The following is a 19,309-nucleotide window of genomic DNA, read 5'->3' as shown; positions in this document are numbered from 1 at the left end:
GACTAAAAAATAGAATATTCACGACTGTTTTTTAACCAGTGAGAATTAATAGGAGATAAGTTCTCTTTAAAAGTAGCCGGACAGTAAAGTAATTTTTAATCGAACGTTATAATTCCACTAAGATGAAGTCCTTTTTTTTGAGATTGAAATCTTACACAAATACATTAAAAAAATAGTAATCCAAAATAATAAAAAATGAAGAAACGAATGCATAGCTGTTAAAAAAAGAACCATTTCTGCGGGAACAGAAATGGCGAAGCTTAAAGAAATTGTACATCTCTATAAGGAAAGCACGAGCGGAATAAATCCGACTTCAGGGCACCTTATGTATTAAACTAAAACAAAGTAATGAAAAAAAAATTAAACAGATATATAGGATTATGTATTTTGTTAATTTCCATAGGTATTAAAGCACAGGAAATTAAACCCTTAATCCAGTCGAAACTCGAAGGAACTGTAATCGATGCTGTTACAAAAGAGCCCGTTATTGGAGCTTCAATAAACATTAAAGGAACTACTCACGGGGTTGTAACGGATATGGACGGTAAATTTTACTTTCAAACCGGGCAAAAACTTCCTTATACGTTAATTGTAAGTTATTTGGGTTACAAAAAAGCGGAAGTTACAGCCAATGAAAATTCAGTTGTGGTTACGCTTACTCAGGAACAGAATGCACTGTCAGAAGTAGTGGTTACGGCACTTGGTATTACAAAAGAAAAGAAATCTCTGGGATATACCACGCAGGCCGTTAAGGGCAAGGAATTGTCAGACACAAAAGAAACCAATTTTCTAAACAGCCTTAGTGGTAAGCTTGCCGGTGTTCGTATTACCAATTCGCAAGGTGATATGGGATCTTCGCGTATCATCATTCGTGGGGAAACGTCTATTTCCGGAAATAATCAGCCGCTTTTTGTGGTCGATGGAGTTCCTGTAGACAACTCACAACTAGGAAGTACGGGCGGTACCACTCGTGATTTTAAAAATGCTATTGCCGATTTAAATCCACAGGATATTGAATCCCTAAGTGTCTTAAAAGGTCCTAATGCTGCCGCTCTTTACGGATCACGTGCTGCACATGGAGTAGTGCTTATCACAACAAAATCCGGAAAAAGCCAAAAAGGGTTGGGGATAAGCGTTAACTCGGGAATCACAATTTCTCAGGTGGCTACTTTGCCTAAATTTCAAAATTCATACGGACAAGGATCAAACGGAAAGTTCAGTTACGTAGACGGTAAAGGTGGCGGAATCAATGATGGAGTGGATGAAAGCTGGGGACCAAAATTAGACGGTCGTCTTATTCCTCAGTTCTATTCTAATGGTGTTGCGGTACCTTTTGTGGCACATCCTCATAATGTAAAAGACTTTTTTAACACTGGTGTTACCTACGATAATAGCGTATCTATAGCTAAATCGGATGAAAAATCAGATTTTCGTTTAGGAATAAACAATCAAAAACAATTGGGTACAGTACCTAACAGTGAAGTAAATAAAACAAACTTTACGGTTAATACAAATTACCAAATTTCTAAAAACATAAAAGTAGGGGTAACGGCTAACTATATTGTGACTGATGCACCCGCACTTCCGGGTGGTCCGCAAGGTAACCGTGCCGCCGGTGTGATGCTACAGTTCCTTTGGTTCGGACGCCAGGTAGATATCGATCAGCTTCAGAACAACAGAGAGGTGAACTGGAATAACAGCTATTACAGCAATCCCTATTGGAACGCCTATTACAACACCACCAGCCAACAGCGTAACCGTATAATAGGAGATATTCATTTGGATGCGAAAATTATCGACGGACTTAATTTTAAATTCCGTACCGGAGTTGATTATTATAACGATCGCAGAAAATACACCATTAAATATGGTACAAACGGAACTCCATTCGGATCCTATGCAGAAGATGCTTACACGGTAAACGAAAGAAATACAGAAGGAATTTTTACATATACGAAAAAACTAACCGAAGACTTTAGTGTGGATGCTCTTGCCGGATTCAATATTCGTAACCACAGTGATGCCAATAACTATCAAAAAGCACCACGTTTAGCCGTACCGGATTTATATACCTTAACGAATTCAAGAGATCCGTTGACTTCATCGAATTCACTGTCAAGATTAAGAGTATACAGTGCCTATGCTTCAGCACAGTTTGGATATAAAAACTATGCTTATTTAAACGTAACTGCGCGTAATGACTGGTCGTCAACCTTACCAAGCAGCAACCGTTCTTACTTTTATCCTTCCTTCAATGGTAGTTTTGTAGTTTCTGATGCTTTCAATTTGAAAAGCAACACACTTGATTTCTTAAAACTTCGCGGAGGCTGGTCTGAAGTAGGAAACGATGCAGATCCGTATCAATTGTCTACGGTTTACGATTTTCAAACCGCATTTGACGGAAACCCTATTCAAACTTCAGCGAAGAAAAAACTGAATGAGAACCTGAAACCGGAAACCACTCGTTCTACGGAATTGGGTATAGAATCTTCGTTCTGGAAAAACAGACTGCACTTAGATGTAGCTTACTACAATACCAACAGTTTTGACCAGATTTTAGAAATAAAAACTACGGCTTCAAGTGGTTATAATTCGCAATTAATCAACGCGGGTAAAATAAACAATCGTGGTATCGAAGTTCAGTTAGACGGAACTCCGATTCAAACCGAGAATTTTAAATGGAATGTAGGAGTTAACTATTCAAAAAACATCAGTGAAGTAAAGATTTTAGATTACGACAAACAAATCCAAAACTATACGATTGGTTCATCAGGAGGTGTTGATGTACTGGCGTCGGTAGGACAGGCTTATGGAGCACTTTATGGTACAGCGTATCAGCGCGATGCAAACGGAAATATAGTAGTTGGAGCTAACGGATTGCCGAAAGCGGATCCTCAAAAACGAGTATTGGGACATTATACTCCGGACTTTTTAGCAGGTGTAACCAACACTTTGAGTTATAAAAATCTTGAATTTTCATTCCTTATTGATGCCAGTGTAGGCGGAGATATTTTTTCGGGTACCAACAGAACAGGTACTTATACCGGAGTACTGGCTGAGACGCTGGCTGGTCGTGATGCAGCAAACGGAGGGTTAAATTACTACTACCCGGGCAACAGTACAGCCAATCCAAAAACATTGGTAACGAGTGCTGGAGCACCAAATGGAGTAACGGTGTATGATGACGGAGTTCTCTTTAACGGAGTTTATGCAGACGGAACCCCAAATACTCAGGTGATTAGTGCGCAGGAGTTTCATAAAGCATCTTACAATATTAGCGAAGCCTATATTTACAGTTCGACTTTTGTAAAACTGAGAGAAATAAAACTGGGGTATAATTTCAATAAGAAATTTGCCAGAAGACTGGGACTGGAAGGAGCAAGTATTACTGCCGTAGGCCGAAACCTTTTGTTTATTTACAAAGACGCCCCAAACATTGATCCTGAAACCGCTTTCAATACCGGAAATGCACAGGGATTGGAGAGCTTGTCTTTACCAACTACGAGAAACTTCAGTCTGAATGTTAATCTTAAATTTTAAAAACGCGAAATCATGCTAAAAAAAATAGCTTATATAACACTATTTGCGGTAGCACTTACCTCTTGTAGTGACACTTTGGATGATATTAATAAAAATCCAAATGCAACCGAAACACCCTTAGCGCCTTATCTATTGACAGGTACGTTAAAGCAGGGAGCCGATTTGTACTGGGGAGCCGACAATAATTTTAATGCGTCGTTACTATTTGTACAGCATTGGGCTAAAGTTCAGTATACAGAACCGGACCGATATGACGTATCGAACACTTCTTTCACTTCATTGTGGAATACGGGATACGCCACTTTGATTACAGATTTAAACACGATTCTGAAATTTCCGGATCAGCAGGCAAATCCAAATTACAAAGGAATTGCGTTAACCTTGCGTTCATGGGCATTTTTATTGCTTACAGATGCTTACGGGAGCATTCCTTATAAAGAAGCAGGCTTAAAAGTAACTCCGGCATACAATACGCAAAAAGAGGTGTACACCGGTTTATTGGAAGATTTAAAACAAGCGCAGTCTTTACTAAATCCAACCAGTGGAAGCGTAACGGGAGATTTGGCTTATAAAGGCGATATCTCGAAATGGAAAAAATTAGTAAACTCCCTTCGTTTGCGTATTGCATTGAGAATTTCTGATAAAGAACCTGCGTTAGCCAAACAAGCCGCGATCGATGCAACGACGGATGCTGCCGGAGTAATTAGCAATAACAATGAAACTTTTAAGTTTACTTATACGAGTTCGCCTCAGCAAAATCCTGCTTCGGCCTGGTTTGAAACCCGTGATGACTTTCGTATTTCGAAAACATTGGTGGATAAGTTAAATGAATTCTCCGATCCGCGTTTGCCGGTTTATGCTCAGTTGCCAACAGATGCTAGCGTTGGAAAATATGTGGGAGGTGCTAACGGATTATCCAACAGTGATGCCAACAGTCAGGGATTTGCTAAAACATCAAAGCCGGGAGCTTATTTTTTAACCTCGTCATCACCAGCCGTAATTGTTTCTTATTCAGAAGTATTATTTAATCTTTCAGAGGCGGTGGCTCGCGGTTATATTGCCGGAGATGCAGAACAGTTGTATAAAAATGCGATTACAGCATCGTTCAATCAGTTTGGAATTACTGATGCCGCTACAATTTCAAATTATCTTAATCAGGCAGCGGTAAAGTACGATGCAGCGAATTATGCTAAATCGATTGGTACACAAAAATGGATCGCATTTTTCGGGCAGGGTCTTGATGCTTTTGCAGAATGGAGAAGATTGGACTATCCGGTATTGAAAGCAGGTCCGGCTACCGTTTTAAACGGACAGATTCCTTCACGTTTCTTTTATCCGGGAACAGAACAGTCACTGAATGGAGCCAGCTATCAGACAGCTGTATCGGCTCAGGGAAAAGATTTGCTGACTACAAAACTATGGTTTGACGCAAAGTAAACCTTAATTTAAAAAGGAGAAAGCAAACGGCTTAAACCAGCCCGTAATCAATTATAACAGATAATACTTCAGAGAAAATTTTCTCTGAAGTATTATTCATTTAAAGACCAAAGTTATCTTGGTATTTGCGGTCTTTCCATCTTATACTGTCTTCCGGATAACGTTTTAATAAAAGAAACCAAAGCCACAATTTCGTCATCAGTAAGATTTAACGGCTGCATTAAAACATCTGTCTTAGGAAATAGAGGATCAGCTATTTTTTCTGTTTCATCAGGATCAATCATGTGCATGCCGCTGTTATACATATTCACAATTCCGGTGATATTATCAAATAAACCATTGTGCATCCAGGGGCCTGTATAAAGTACATCACGAAGAGAAGGAGTTCGGAATTTTCCAACATCTTCCGCTTTTTTAGTAACCGTATAAAGTCCTAAATCTTCATATTCCCTTTTGTAATAAGTAAGTCCAATATTATGGAATGACTCATCGGTCAGGTATTTTCCGGAGTGACAATTCATACATCTTGCTTTGGTTCGGAAAAGGTGCAGACCGTAGATTTCCTGATCTGATAATTGCATATAATCACCATCCATAAAGGCATCAAAACGGCTTCTTTTACTTAAAATTGTTTTTTGAAATACGGCCAGTGACTGCAGGATTTTTTCATAAGTAATCTCAGAACTTCCATAAGCATTTTGAAATAAAACAGGATAACCTTTAATTTTTTTCAATTTTTTAGCCAGATTTTTAGGTTCCATATTCATTTCATGATGCGCTGTAATGGGCCCTTGAGCTTGCTCTTCTAAAGTGGCAGCCCGTCCGTCCCAAAAGAATGATTTTCGGGCTCCGATGTTGTATAACGAAGGTGTATTTCTTTTTCCTTGCAAATGATCATTCCCTAAAGATACTTCACGCGCATCTCCCCAAGCCAGTTCCGGATCGTGGCAACTGCTGCAGGATACCTGACTAGACCCCGAAAGTTTGGGATCGAAAAAAAGCAGCTGTCCTAAAATTACTTTAGGATTTTCCATGGTATCGTAGTAACTCGTATCGATCGCAAGAGATTCGAATTCCTGCCATTGCACACCGTCATCAATAGTAGGTTTTGGCCATTGATTGGTGGGTTTACTATAGATTTCACGCCAATTTGAACTTGCAAGTTTCTCACTAAATGCAGCACTGAAACTTAACAATACATAAATTAGACCTATGAAAAGAATAGAAAAAGAGGTTTTTAATAAAAGAGACTTCATTATAAGCGGATAGTAATGTTATAATCTAAATTAAAATGTCAAACCTATTGACATTTGAAAAAAAGTGTTGTTTTGTTTTTGAGGAAAACGGTAGTAATCCAGACTTGTTTTAGCAAAAAAGTTAAGGTCCGGTTGGTACTTGTAATCCCATCTTGCAGCGAGATTTATTTTAGTGTATGGAGAGGACAGAAAAGCAAAGTTATAATTCAGCATATTAAAAATTAAATTGGCTTTGCGATCGTTTAACTCCATTTCTGAACTTAAAATCCAGTTATGTTCGAGTGAAGCCGAAACATTAATTAAGGACGGAGATAAAAGTTTTGAAATGGCAAAATCCAATCGGCCGATACCTTGCTGTAGGTCAATAGTCCGAAGAGGATCAATATATTTTTCCGCAGTATTTTTTAAGTTAAAGCTTGGTACAATCGACCATGATAATTCAGGATTTGGAACGTAGTACAATCCTGAAAACACAACAGACGTAACCTGATTGGTGTATTTGGTATGCTCGGCTATTTTGATGTAAGATGTAGTACTTTGGTTGTCAAATATATTTTCTTTTCCGGTTCGGTCTGTGTAAAAAAGTCCAATTTTTGCACCCCAAAACTTTTCTTTTGATTTTTTGAAATAAGAAACCTCTCCTTCATACTGATTCTCTAAAATTGTAGACGCGACAAGGTTTTGGAATTCGGTCATGATTTTTTCATAACCAAATTGATGGTATCCCAGTAGTAAACCAAAGCCATTTCGGTCTTTTGGAAAAAACTGTACATTGGCGCCATAGCCTCTTCCGTCATAATACGAACTCAGTTTACTTCCGGTAAGTAATTTATTGTAAACGCCAAGTCCTGCCATATGATAAACTGCGGGAGCTCCTAATTCGCTAAAGAATTTTAGATTATTCGATTGTGTATATTTTTGCAGATTTAAAGCCGAACCTAATACATAATGATCACTAAGATTTAAGGAAATACCGGTAGAAACATTAAGATCTGAAACCGTATTTTTAGGTCTTGGATCAATATCCCGATATTGCATTAGCGCCCTGTAATCAGCACTAATACCCAAAGTTATTTTATTAAAAACTTTAGCATAACCGCCACTAAAGGAGTACTCTTCATACGAAAGATCACCTCCTATAGAATCTGCCGTTACATAAGGATAAATTGTTTGATAATCTGAACTTTCGTTCCAACGCACATTTTTGCGTTTACCATTCTTGTAATGAGCGTTTCCAAAAACAGTATTTTCAGAGTTAATCTTATAATACGATTGTGCCTTAATAAGAAATTGACGAATTCCATTTCCCAACTGTTGGATATTGGTTTGCTGTGCTGCCGAGCTATAACCCGCGCTCAATTCTGATAAAGAGTAACGGCGGGCATAATGCTGATTTGCAGGATTGGTATAAAATCTTCGGGCAAAAGTATTCTCGGGAGACAAGTCTTCGTGAATGCGAAGGAGCACAGAAGTACTGTCCTGTGCCTGCAGCAAACCGCAACTCAAAATGATAAATAGAAATAGGGAACGAAAGCTCATGATTAAATTCATTAATTCAGCAAAGAAGGTTTAACCTCAGGGGAAAAATCTAATGTCGAATTATTAGTGTCTTTTAGTATTTTTTTGCCGTTTGAAGTAGTAGAAAGCGTTTTACGACGAACACTTTTTCCATAACGCGTTGCATCTGAATCTACTTTTCCGCAATAAGTCCACCCTTTATCCAGCGATGGAGCAGTAACAATCCATTTAAATTCAGATTCAACACTTAAATTAACAGCGTCTACAATCCATGAATTTGGAATCGAATACACGTTTTCGCCCATTGGATAACTTTCTCCGCCAAATACCAGATTGTATTCGTAGTTATAGGTATAATCTGTTAGATATTTTGTTTTGTTTACAGGCATACGAGCGATAACAAAACTTTTAAAACCTCTGTTATGAATTACCATAGAAGAGAATAAATTCTCCATATTTGGAACAGAAGGATTATCAACATCATCAGCGTCTTCTGTATAGAATTCAAAAGTAGCTTTTCTTAAATCCAACGAAGCTGAATTGTATTCTTTATGGTCGATAGCATCTTCGGCAATAACAAAAAACTCAGCCGGAGCGATTGGATAAGTAGTTCCGTTACCGGGAACAATTGCAACAGCAGATACCGCAAACGACTGCGCCATGATATTCGGGCTATAGTCTTGTTTGTCAGTGGTCATGAATTCCGATTGCGCGATCATTAAGCCATCAGCATACAATACTTTATCCGTATTATTATGAATTTTAAAGTATTTGTCACCTAAATATTGTTTTCCCTGTGGTGTTTTGGTTCCGGTAAAAAAGACCTCTTCAATTACAAAATCAGATTGTGTTGTTTTGAGGAAAAGATTTAAAGAAACAGCGGCACTTCCGCCAGTAATCACTACGGCTTCTTTATAGCTGCTTACCGAAGCTTCGGTAATGTTACCGTCTATTGTATAGTTGATTTTTCCATCAATAGATATTTCGTAAGAACCTTCATTTAAAGAGACAGAGAGATTATTATTTAAAGCTTTACTTTGAATCACTTTACCGGTATTACGCTCTTTAAAAGAAACGGAAACATCAGAAAAGGTAACACTGCTTAGATCTTCCGGATTTACAAGTGTTAAGGTTAAAGCGGTCTCTTTATTGCGGTTATCATCATCTTTAGAACAGGATGGTAATAGTGCCATTATGGCTATTGTGAGATAAATGGGTAGTAATCTGATTTTCATAATTGGGTATTTATTTAATATTAAAAGTTAAAAATTCAAGTTTAATTCCATCCCGAAATATGGTGAAGTAAGACCGCGTCGTTCGATCTTCTGACCATTAATTTCATAGTTTTGATAGTAACTGAAGAGTCGGTTAACGAACATGGAAATTCTAAATCTCTTGTAAAAATCTTTAGATACTTTCAGATTCATATTCATGGACATTGGGATTGATTTTTTTTGAAAAAGAGCATCATTGTATTTGATATCAAGCCATTGCAGAATAGGATCTGATTGGTCTTTTTCGAGATAAGGATGCTGTTTTCCAGAAGGATCAATATAAGCAACCGGTGTTCCGTTCATAGGAAGCGACTGATCACTTCTAAACCATAAAAACTGAAACGATCCCGAGAACTCTAAGCCAAGAGGAGCAACGTAGGTATCTACAATCAAATTGGTATTGAACTGCTGTTTTTCAGAACCATCATCAAACTGATACAGTCCTAAATAAGGAAGCCTCTTCCCATCAATAATAATATCTTTCTGTCCTCTTTTATAAACCGGACTGCTATTGGTATAAGTGGTTTTAAACCAGGCTCCATTTAGAGTAAATCGGGTATTAATTGACGTAAAACGTTTTGAAGAAAATTGAAATTCAACCCCGCTTTTAAGCAGCTTACTTCCATTATTAGTGGTGTTGTATGAGGTTAATAGTGTATCTCTAACAAAACGCATATCGGCTAAATTTGGCTGTGAGGTTAAGGTTAAAGGATCAATAGAATTATGGTCATACTTTTTATATGACAGTGCCTGATATTGAGAATTGTTTCTAAATCCGGAATCCATACGTTCATTGAAAAAAGTAACCGAAAAACGATTATTGTCATAAGAGAAATCCGCTCGAACCTCCCATTTTTTATTTATAGCCGGTGTTAGATTGTAATTTACAGCAGATGTTTTATAAGTCATTAAATTAATTCTTCGGTACTCCGGTGTATTATGATAATAGTTCAATTGTACCAGATCATTATAGATAAAATCCGGGTAAAGCTGAGCCAGTGTTGGGAATTTGGTGTACTGTCCGAAACCGGCCGTAAGTTCTGTTTTCAGGAAATGTTTCCCCATTTTAAAAGATGGGAACACCCATTGCGTATTAATTCGGGGATCAAAATAGTATTTTCCCGAAATGCTATAAGCCGACGGCACTTTCAACAACGACATCGCCCGTAGACCACCTGCAAGATTTAATTGGTATTTACCAATTGGAATGGACAGGACATCTTCGACAAAAAAAGAAAGATCAGTACTCGCCGGAATGTCTTTATACGATCTGGGACGTGTAGACATTTCAGGAGATGGGGGATGGGTAGTATCGTAAACCTGTCCTTTTCCGTTATTTTTTGAATAAGTCCATTCCGAACCCGCTTTTAGAGCGTGTGTTATTCCAAACAAATGAATTTCGAAATCTCCCATTGTTTTAAAAAAGGCATCAAAGGGCCTTCCGTCAACAGTAAGATTAGAAATGTACTGTGGTGTTAGAAAAATTCCGTCAGATTCACCTTGTTCGGTAGTATTAGGAATAGCTGTTGCACTTGAGACCTGAACCCATTTGGTTTGCTCAATTTTATCGAATTGCTGATTTATTGCTGCCGACGAATGAATTGCTTTTAAAAACGATGTCATTTTAAACTTTAAATCAAAAGAGTTTGCCCATGCAAACCGATTATAGCTTGAAGCATATCGGTCAATTTTGGTATAACCCACATCCGGATCTGCTCTTTCATTGTCTATAGAACCGCTATAATCTAAACTCGAATCCCATTGAAGCTGATGCGAATCATTTTCCCAAATTTTTTGTGCACGTAGAGAGGACGTGATTCTTTTGTAGTTTTCAAAACTGTTACGCGGATCTGATTTTGCATTTAAGTAATCAATTCCCACATTCAGAATCAATCTTTTTTCTTCAGATTCAAAACCTTTTCCTAAATAATACAATTTGCTAAACTCATCAGCCTTAAAACGGGATTCCCAATTAGTACGCCCCCTTTTTCGCTGAATTTTAATAAGTCCGCTCGTCAAATCACCATATTCTACGGAAGGAATCCCCCTCACAATTTCGACTCTCTCAATCTGATCTGTCGAAATTGAGCGCATATCTACTCCTTTAGAAGTTGTATTGCGGCGTGTATTGGCATATCCTGAACCTGGCGTGATAGACATATTGGGTCCGGTGGTATATTGAAGATTTGCATCAGTATTTATTGGGATCCCGTCAATTACAAAAGAAGTTCCAAGTGAAGAAATATCATAATTAGAATCTGCCGTTCCAACCTCTCTTAATTTAATATGATTCGAAGCATTAAATACAGGATCTTTTGAGCGTCCGCCAGGAAGTAACTCCAGTAAATCGGTGAAACTTGAAGGCTGTAAATGCTGCATGGCTTTTTTATCGATAACAGAGGTACTGGTCATACCTCGAGATTCTACGGCCGTTATGACCACTTCGTTTAGCTGTACACTTGACGGAATTAATCCGAAAGAAAGACTTTGCCCCGTTTTAAACTCGAGATTTTTCTCGATCGTTTCGTAGCCTAAATGTGAAAGTTTAAGCGTGTAACGGTCACTTTGAATGGAGTTTAAAATTATGCCGCCCAAATCGTCTGAATGCGCTTCATATTTGCTAATTCCTTCTGCAGAAAGCAATACACCTTTTAAAGGAATTTTACTTTCAGCATCGTAAACGGTAATCTGAAGCGTAATTTTAGCAGTATTTTGAGAAAAACTAAGGTTAAAAAAAAGAGAGAATAATAAAAGCAGAACTGATGCAATCCTTTTTAGCAGGAATGCAATAAGGCTATTAAAAGAAGTCATTGTATTAAATATCTGGCAGCTGAATAAGCTATATAACAAAAAGGCGGTTAATCGTTGCAAATATAACTTAATTTAGACTGAATAAAAATAATTATTAATAAAATATATTTTTATAACGATTGCCCATTATTTAAAAATTAGAGCGAAAATGCCGTTTATCAAAAATATTTCCCGAAATTTGTTATTATAGCAACTTTTTATATCGTTTAGTAAATCAACTGTTTATAGGAGTTTTATAAACAGAAAAAACGTGAGTAATAAGGGTTGTTTAGTTTAAAAAGACCAAACCTTCAAGAGCTGTATTTCGTAAGAATTAAGAAGAAAGAAAGCCCAAAATAGAGGTTTCCAGCCCCGGAAACTGGCAGTAGAAGCGAATACAAGAAGTTAGAATTGAATTATAATTGCTTACTGTTCTTTTGTAGTCAAATAAAAACAGTTCCTAAAACTCATTATCTGCCATGAAAATCACGAAGCACTCGGGACACAAAGTTCCTTTCGACAAAGAAAAACTGAAGCTTTCTCTTAAAAAATCAGGCGCAGCTCCTGATGTTATAACAGAATCTATGGTTCAGATCGAAAAGCAGATGTATGATGGTATTACTACCAAAGAAATCTACAAGATGGCATTTGCAATTTTAAAAAAAACTGCAAACGGATATGCCGCCCGTTACAATATCAGACAGGCTTTGCAGATGCTCGGTCCTGCGGGTTTCTATTTTGAGAAATTCATAGCAAGATTATATGCCGCAGAAGGGTTTAAAGCCAAGATAAATCTAACGCTTCAGGGTAAATGCGTCTCGCATGAAGTAGACGTTGCTATTATGAAAGACGATGCGATAACGATGATAGAATGCAAGTTTCACGGAAGCAAAGATGGGGCTTCAGATGTAAAAGTACCCATGTATATTCTTTCCCGGTTTAATGATTTAAGAGAAAAACGGCATATTATTTTTTCTAATAATGAAACTTTCACATCCTGTATCATAGTAACCAACAATCGTTTTACCAAAGACGCGCAGGATTTTGCCAACTGTAGTGGAATCTCTCTTTTAAGTTGGGACTATCCGCCAGATAAAAATCTCAAAAACAAAATTGATAGGGGAGCGCTTTATCCTATTACCTGTCTGACAACACTATCAATGGTCGAAAAAGAAAAATTACTTTTCCTGGATCAGATACTGGTAAAAGATCTTCTTGACGATCAGGAAGGACTAAAAAAAATTGGACTGAGTCCAAACCGAATCAAGAATATAGTACACGAAGCTTCACAAATTTGTAAACTTATCTAAGATGAAAGTAAAATTTATAGGAGGTGCAGGAACGGTTACAGGTTCAAAAACACTCATCGAAACTCAAAACAGCAGGATATTAATTGATTGCGGACTTTTTCAGGGTATAAAAGCATTGAGAGAACTCAACTGGGATCCGTTACCTGTTTTACCTTCCACAATAGATTTTGTGCTTCTTACACATGGTCATCTGGATCATTGCGGCTGGCTGCCCCGATTAGTAGCACAGGGTTTTAAAGGCAAAATATACTGTACAGCTCCAACCAAAGCGATAGCCAGACTAGTGCTTTTAGACAGTGCCAAAATTCAGGAAGAAGAAGCCGAAAGAGCCAACAAAGAAGAATATTCTAAGCACGAACAGGCGGAACCGCTTTATACCGTAGAGCAGGCAGAAGCTGTTACTCCATTTTTTAAAATAATAACACCAAATACAACAGTAGAGATTGCAGAGGATATCACTGCCGGTTTTCAAAATGCAGGACATATTATCGGAGCGTGCAGTATTACTGTAAATGCCGAAGGTAAAACGTTAGTATTTTCGGGTGATATTGGACGTGATGATGATGTATTGATGTTTCCGCCAACCAAACCCGTAAAGGCCGATTATGTTTTTCTGGAAAGTACCTACGGAAACAAACTGCATGCAGAGTTGGATGTAAAGAAAGAACTGGAAATACTTATCAATACAGCCATAGCCAAAAAAGAGACGGTAATCATACCTGGTTTTGCTGTAGAGCGGGTACAATCGGTAATGTTTTTATTGTGGAAGCTCAAAAAAGAAGGCAGAATTCCCGACGTTCCCTATATTCTTGATACTCCGATGGGGGCAAATGCGCTGCATGTATTTCTAGAAAATCTGCAATGGCATAAACTATCCGTCGAGGATTGCCACGAAATGTCTAAAATGTTCACGATAGTTTCAAAGTACGAAGAAACCATGCGGATTATAGAAAATCCTCAGCCTAAAGTGGTTCTCGCGGCTAGTGGTATGGCAACAGGAGGAAGAGTATTGTCGTATTTTGAACATTACATAAGTCTCGAAAAAACCACAGTGATTTTTGTGGGGTATCAGGCAGAAGGTACCCGGGGAAGAAAATTGCTTGAGGGTGCCAAAGAAATCAAAATATATGGAAACTATTATTCCGTAAGAGCAAAAATCTTTCAGATCGAAGGGCTCTCCGCACACGGAGATCAAAAAGACCTTTTAAACTGGCTGTCTGCTCTCGAAAACACTCCAAAATGCGTCTTTCTGGTGCACGGTGAAAATTTGCCTGCCGATGAACTACGTGTTAAAATCCAGAAGCAGTACCACTTTAAATGTACCGTTCCGTTAATGGGGAATGAAATGGAGATTTAGGATAGGTTTGTAACTTCTTCAAAAAAAGCTAAGGCCTATTGGTAAATATTATTTTATTCAGATCTATAGTATCAGGCTGTTCTACATTCATTTCGTAGGTTACTTCTATTTCATGTTCAGACAGAAATTCTATAGTTTTAGCACATCCGTGAGCGCATGATTCGACCTTAATTGGGAAGTATAATCTTTTATTCTTATCATATCCAATGAGGTTATGACGAAAGTAAGGAACAATTTTAAAAGCTGCATTTTCAATGGCTCCATCGTCATTTCCTCTTCCGTTAAATTGAAATAAATCCTCCGAATAATAAGTACTTTTCACAACAGCCGGATAAGATGATTTTCCATCTTCAGTATAATTGTCTTCGTACCATTTTTGTTCAAAATTCTTATAAAAGTTAATATCCTTTTCTTCTTCTGATGGACTATAAATCCATTTACTCTTATTTGCGAAACGATATAGCTCATTTTTGATTACTATATCACGATCTAATTCACTATTTTCTAAAAATTCCCCATCAACCGCATTATCAGATCTTAGAGTAGGTTCTCCTTCATATTTTAAGGTATAATATTTAAGAGTATTTAAGTTCAACATTATAAAACTCAAATACAAGCCATGATCTCCATTACCTAAAGGAGACTCCATTAAAGCAAATAGAAAATAATCTGCATTTTTTACTTTTTTTCTTAAAAAGAGTTGTCTGTCTATAGTAACGTGACTATAATCACTTATTAATAAGGTGTCACTTTGAATTAATTGTTGTGGTTTATTTTTTTTATACTTTGAAACTAGCAGTATGTTTTTAGCTCCAGCAAGTAAAAAAATATCATCATCACTAACTTCACTTCCGGAAATTTTTACTATTTCGTTATCCTTGGCAGTATTAAAGGAAAATAAAGTTGTAGTGTTTCCTCCTTTAATAACATCGTCCTTAGTATTGGATTGTAGATTCTTTTGGTTACTATTGTTATCAGAACTCTTATCCTCTTTTTTACAAGAATAAAAAACGACAAAAGACAAAAGAATTAAAGTCAGTTTGCTTTTAATGGTATTCAATTAATTTTAAGTTTTAGTTTATTGGCAAGATAAAATTTATTTTGTCATTTTAATTTATAAGTTAATTTTTTTTCTAACAGATTTGGGGTATTTAAAAACTATTATTTTAAGTTTTCTCTAAAGCGTTTAGAATTCGCTAGCTTTACTTAAAAACAGATTGCGATAAGTGAATTAATAATGGACTGAAAGTAAGTTTACTATAAAATTAAGTATTGAAAGAATTAAAAAATGAAAGAACAACTTACTGAAATCATAAGTCAGGTTTATGATAAAAGCAATAGAAATGGATTTACATTTTTAACAGGTGCAGGAATTTCTGCCGAAAGTGGAATACCAACTTACAGAGGAGCAGACGGGATATGGGTAAAAGGAACTCAATTTCATAAACCGGAAGAGTTTGGAACTTTTAAATACTTCAGGGAAAATCCTGAAGAGGTTTGGCAGTATGCACTGTTTAGAAAAAAGATGTTTGAAAATGCTCAGACCAATGAGAGCCATCATGAAATAGTAAAAATTGAAAGTCTTTTACAAGACAGATTTCATTTGATCACACAAAATATAGACAACCTGCACAGACGTGCCGGTACAGAAAGAATCTATGAAATACATGGAAAAACCAGAGAAATCAAATGCTCGAACGGCTGTAAAGAAATAGAAAAATTACCTATAGAAGTCAAAGGAAAAGAGATAGATGAGGATTTGACAAAAGAAGACATAGAATTGCTTAAATGCAAAAAATGCGGCAGCTGGATGAGACCCAATATTTTGTGGTTTGATGAGTACTACGACGAAAAAACAAACAAAAAATTTAGTTCCTTAAAAATCGCCAAGAATTCTGGTATTCTCTTTATTGTTGGAACATCCGGAGCAACAAATTTGCCAATGGCTATTGCCGAAACTACTTTGAAGTACGGAGGAACTATCGTTGATATTAATACCGAAGACAATTTATTCACAAAACTTATTAAAGAAAAGAAGAATAAAATTATCATTCGGGAAACTTCTACCACAACCTTAAAAACGATACGTGAGGTACTGCAAAATATAACCGGGAAATAGATTATTTTAACACAAAAATTAAGATGTAAAATTGGAAAACTCCTAAAAAATGAGCAACCTAATCTTAGTTTTAGCGCAGTGCATGTTTTGTACGATTCCTTTTTTAACTTATCTTCGCTGTCAACTCATTTAAAAATATAATTTGTGAAAAATAATCAGGAAGTCGTAGAAGAGAATCAGCTTAAACGTGGGCTGACCAACCGTCACATTCAATTAATTGCTTTAGGAGGATCAATAGGAACCGGTCTTTTTCTCGGTATTGGCCCGGCGGCTGTATTAGCAGGACCATCTGTTATTTTAGGATATGCAGTTGCCGGTATTATTGCTTTTTTTATTATGAGACAATTGGGTGAAATGGTTGTCGAAGAGCCTGTCTCAGGAAGCTTTAGTCACTTTGCTTATAAATATTGTGGTTCTTTTGCGGGTTTTGCATCTGGTTGGAATTATTGGATTTTATACATTTTGGTGAGTATGGCCGAACTTACTGCCATCGGGGTTTATGTACAGTTTTGGTGGCCCGAAATTCCGCTATGGGCATCCAGTTTGTTTTTCTTCCTGGTTATAAATGCTTTAAATTTCGCTTCGGTTAAAGTGTACGGAGAAACCGAATTTTGGTTTTCAATCATAAAAGTGGTTGCCATTATTGCCATGATCCTTTTTGGTACTTACCTGCTGATAAGCGGTACAGGAGGGGAGCAGGCTACCATACATAATTTATACAACGACGGAGGTTTTTTTCCAAAAGGTTTCTTTGAAAAAACAGCATCGGGTAGTTTTCAGGGCTTGTTATCTGCAATGGCGCTGATTATGTTTTCTTTTGGTGGTTTAGAGTTAATTGGAATTACCGCTGCTGAGGCAGAGAATCCCGAGAAAAACATTCCAAAAGCTACCAATCAGGTAATCTATAGAATCCTTATTTTTTATGTAGGTGCATTGGTTATTTTATTTGCTTTGTCTCCGTGGCGACAAATAACGACAGACAGTAGTCCGTTTGTAATGGTTTTTCAAAATCTAAACGGAATGGAGTTTGAGTTGTTTGGCACCAAAATATACTTTACCCGTCTGATTGCCAATGTGCTTAATCTAATTGTTTTAACCGCAGCTTTATCGGTATATAATAGTAGTGTATACAGTAACTCACGCATGTTATACGGTTTAGCAGATCAGGGTAATGCGCCTCAATTTTTAAAGAAGTTAAATAATAAATCGGTGCCTATTAATGCGATTTTAATTTCTTCCTGTTTTGCAGCGATCTGTATTTTAATCAATAAAGTAATTCCCGAACAAGCTTTTAGCATTTTAATGTCTTTAGTGGTGTCTTCTTTAATTATCAACTGGGGAATGATTTCGTATACACATTTAAGATTCAGACGTACGAAAGAGCAGGAAAGTACTAAAACGATGTTTCCATCTATATTTTATCCGGTAAGTAATTACATCTGTCTGGTATTTTTATTGGGAATTTTATCCATCATGTGGATGACCGATATGAAATTGTCCGTAGAATTAATTCCGATTTGGCTGGGTATTCTTTTTATTTTTTACAAAGTTTATAAAACAAAAAAGTAAGTAACTTTTAGCAGATTATTCTGTTATGATCCATTACGTATAATTATTTTTAAACACATAGAAACATAGATTCTGATTTTTCGAAAGACGTTTCGCTTAGTTAAAAAGCATAGGATTTACTATGTTTATTTATACAAATGAAATGCCTTACCACGGTAAGAAAACTATGTTTCTATGTGTTTAGTTTTAAACTTTCTAAGCAGCTTCCAAATACAACACGATGAACAACATATTTTCGAACAACAATCAAATTGGAGTAGTAGCTACTTTCTCTGAATTGGTACAGACCCATTTCAAGGGAGAAAGGAACGCACTGTGCTGGTACAGAAATTTGGACGGTGATTTTAACGAAATTGTAGCTAAATTATCCTTAGAAGAAAATATCACAGTAGTTTATCCCGAAGATCTAATCGCACTCCAACTCACCGAAAAGGGGAGTATAGCCAGAGAAGTTATCTTAAACGATTTACAACTATTAACTGATTTTGGAGCTTCGCCCTCACTTAATTTACTAAAGTGTTACGAACGTGATGACGAATTTGATTTCATCTCGACAGATGTGTATTCGTTTCATGTAGATCGTTCGCCCATTGCAACCGATACTTTTTTATGTACCTACCACGGAGCAGCAAGTGATATTGTTTCTAATTCGCAGGCAGAACAAAAAATCCTAATTCCGAAAATCCGTGCAAAATTACAAGAGCTGCACGATGGACCACCGGAAGAATTCGAAAGTTTTCTAGAAGAAAATTATTTCGATTTGCATTATCAGTTACATCCCAATGCAGCACCAGTTAATTTAGGCTTGGGTCATCTTTGGCGTCTGGCTGTAGACCATCCCAAACAACAAGTACTGCCATGTATTCACAGAGCACCCATAGAAAACGATGGAGAGTATCGATTGTTGTTGATTTGTTGATGGAATATTTATGATTTAGTATCAATTTTAACTACAAAAGCAATAAATTATAGATTCAGAAAAAAGATATGAATAAGTTAATAGGTTGGTTTCAAGGTGTTACAGAAAGAGGAAATGCAAAGAAAATATCTGATATCCATTTTAAAGATGAGAATTTTAAAAAAATGATATCTGATCTAAAAATTGATTCGTTATTAAAAGTAACTGAACTCAATTGTGA

12 protein-coding genes are annotated in these 19,309 nt (G+C 36.7%); 7 read left to right on the top strand and 5 right to left on the bottom strand.

Annotated elements, in window-relative coordinates:
* Positions 1-348 precede the first annotated feature (348 nt).
* Together JO950_RS17145 and JO950_RS17140 are read left to right on the top strand one after the other, a co-directional pair.
* The gene (locus JO950_RS17145) at positions 349-3,540 is read left to right on the top strand and encodes a SusC/RagA family TonB-linked outer membrane protein (protein WP_202703735.1); all 3,192 of its coding nucleotides are present in this window, start codon (positions 349-351) and stop codon (positions 3,538-3,540) included.
* A 12-nt stretch (positions 3,541-3,552) separates the two neighbouring features.
* Entirely contained in the window at positions 3,553-4,977 is a 1,425-nt protein-coding gene (locus tag JO950_RS17140) for a SusD/RagB family nutrient-binding outer membrane lipoprotein (RefSeq protein ID WP_202703734.1), read from the top strand.
* 113 nt (positions 4,978-5,090) lie between these two features.
* Here JO950_RS17140 and JO950_RS17135 read toward each other — a convergent pair whose 3' ends face one another.
* Genes JO950_RS17135 through JO950_RS17120 form a run of 4 tightly spaced genes read right to left on the bottom strand, consistent with a single transcriptional unit; the run spans position 5,091 to position 11,836 of the window.
* Complete coding sequence (locus tag JO950_RS17135) at positions 5,091-6,233, bottom strand: cytochrome-c peroxidase (RefSeq protein WP_202703733.1); 1,143 nt, start codon at positions 6,231-6,233, stop codon at positions 5,091-5,093.
* Positions 6,234-6,263: 30 nt separating this feature from the next.
* Positions 6,264-7,772, bottom strand: a complete 1,509-nt coding sequence (locus JO950_RS17130) for a DUF6850 family outer membrane beta-barrel protein (protein WP_202703732.1) — start codon at positions 7,770-7,772, stop codon at positions 6,264-6,266.
* Between the two features lie 11 nt (positions 7,773-7,783).
* Complete coding sequence (locus tag JO950_RS17125; RefSeq protein WP_202703731.1) at positions 7,784-8,986, bottom strand: DUF4876 domain-containing protein; 1,203 nt, start codon at positions 8,984-8,986, stop codon at positions 7,784-7,786.
* A 27-nt stretch (positions 8,987-9,013) separates the two neighbouring features.
* The gene (locus JO950_RS17120; protein ID WP_202703730.1) at positions 9,014-11,836 is read right to left on the bottom strand and encodes a TonB-dependent receptor plug domain-containing protein; all 2,823 of its coding nucleotides are present in this window, start codon (positions 11,834-11,836) and stop codon (positions 9,014-9,016) included.
* Positions 11,837-12,294: 458 nt separating this feature from the next.
* Between JO950_RS17120 and JO950_RS17115 the strand changes: the two genes are divergently transcribed.
* Positions 12,295-13,125, top strand: coding sequence for a restriction endonuclease (locus JO950_RS17115; RefSeq protein ID WP_202703729.1), 831 nt, complete (start codon positions 12,295-12,297; stop codon positions 13,123-13,125).
* 1 nt (position 13,126) lies between these two features.
* Positions 13,127-14,482, top strand: coding sequence for an MBL fold metallo-hydrolase (locus tag JO950_RS17110; protein ID WP_202703728.1), 1,356 nt, complete (start codon positions 13,127-13,129; stop codon positions 14,480-14,482).
* A 28-nt stretch (positions 14,483-14,510) separates the two neighbouring features.
* On the opposite strand, the gene JO950_RS17105 is transcribed toward JO950_RS17110, so the two are convergent.
* Positions 14,511-15,542, bottom strand: a complete 1,032-nt coding sequence (locus JO950_RS17105) for a hypothetical protein (RefSeq protein ID WP_202703727.1) — start codon at positions 15,540-15,542, stop codon at positions 14,511-14,513.
* Between the two features lie 228 nt (positions 15,543-15,770).
* On the opposite strand from JO950_RS17105, the gene JO950_RS17100 reads away from it, so the two are divergent.
* The 3 genes from JO950_RS17100 (at position 15,771) to JO950_RS17090 (ending at position 19,089) form a co-directional block, all read left to right on the top strand.
* Positions 15,771-16,601 carry a Sir2 family NAD-dependent protein deacetylase gene (locus JO950_RS17100; protein ID WP_202703726.1) on the top strand — a complete coding sequence of 277 codons (831 nt, stop codon included), beginning with the start codon at positions 15,771-15,773 and terminating at the stop codon, positions 16,599-16,601.
* Positions 16,602-16,745: 144 nt separating this feature from the next.
* Positions 16,746-18,170 carry an amino acid permease gene (locus tag JO950_RS17095; RefSeq protein ID WP_202703725.1) on the top strand — a complete coding sequence of 475 codons (1,425 nt, stop codon included), beginning with the start codon at positions 16,746-16,748 and terminating at the stop codon, positions 18,168-18,170.
* Positions 18,171-18,390: 220 nt separating this feature from the next.
* The gene (locus JO950_RS17090; protein WP_202703724.1) at positions 18,391-19,089 is read left to right on the top strand and encodes a DUF1826 domain-containing protein; all 699 of its coding nucleotides are present in this window, start codon (positions 18,391-18,393) and stop codon (positions 19,087-19,089) included.
* Positions 19,090-19,309: the final 220 nt, after the last annotated feature.

Source organism: Flavobacterium sp. UGB4466, assembly GCF_903469665.1.
GTDB lineage: Bacteria > Bacteroidota > Bacteroidia > Flavobacteriales > Flavobacteriaceae > Flavobacterium > Flavobacterium lipolyticum.
Note: the sequence above shows the minus strand (reverse complement) of the source record. Positions and strands in the feature narration are given on the sequence as shown.

Bases quoted from the DNA above. Each gene is read 5' to 3' on its own strand.
- JO950_RS17145 (WP_202703735.1), top strand. From the start codon at position 349: ATGAAAAAAAAATTAAACAGATATATAGGATTATGTATTTTGTTAATT.
- JO950_RS17140 (WP_202703734.1), top strand. From the start codon at position 3,553: ATGCTAAAAAAAATAGCTTATATAACACTATTTGCGGTAGCACTTACC.
- JO950_RS17135 (WP_202703733.1), bottom strand. From the start codon at position 6,233: ATGAAGTCTCTTTTATTAAAAACCTCTTTTTCTATTCTTTTCATAGGT.
- JO950_RS17130 (WP_202703732.1), bottom strand. From the start codon at position 7,772: ATGAGCTTTCGTTCCCTATTTCTATTTATCATTTTGAGTTGCGGTTTG.
- JO950_RS17125 (WP_202703731.1), bottom strand. From the start codon at position 8,986: ATGAAAATCAGATTACTACCCATTTATCTCACAATAGCCATAATGGCA.
- JO950_RS17120 (WP_202703730.1), bottom strand. From the start codon at position 11,836: ATGACTTCTTTTAATAGCCTTATTGCATTCCTGCTAAAAAGGATTGCA.
- JO950_RS17115 (WP_202703729.1), top strand. From the start codon at position 12,295: ATGAAAATCACGAAGCACTCGGGACACAAAGTTCCTTTCGACAAAGAA.
- JO950_RS17110 (WP_202703728.1), top strand. From the start codon at position 13,127: ATGAAAGTAAAATTTATAGGAGGTGCAGGAACGGTTACAGGTTCAAAA.
- JO950_RS17100 (WP_202703726.1), top strand. From the start codon at position 15,771: ATGAAAGAACAACTTACTGAAATCATAAGTCAGGTTTATGATAAAAGC.
- JO950_RS17090 (WP_202703724.1), top strand. From the start codon at position 18,391: ATGAACAACATATTTTCGAACAACAATCAAATTGGAGTAGTAGCTACT.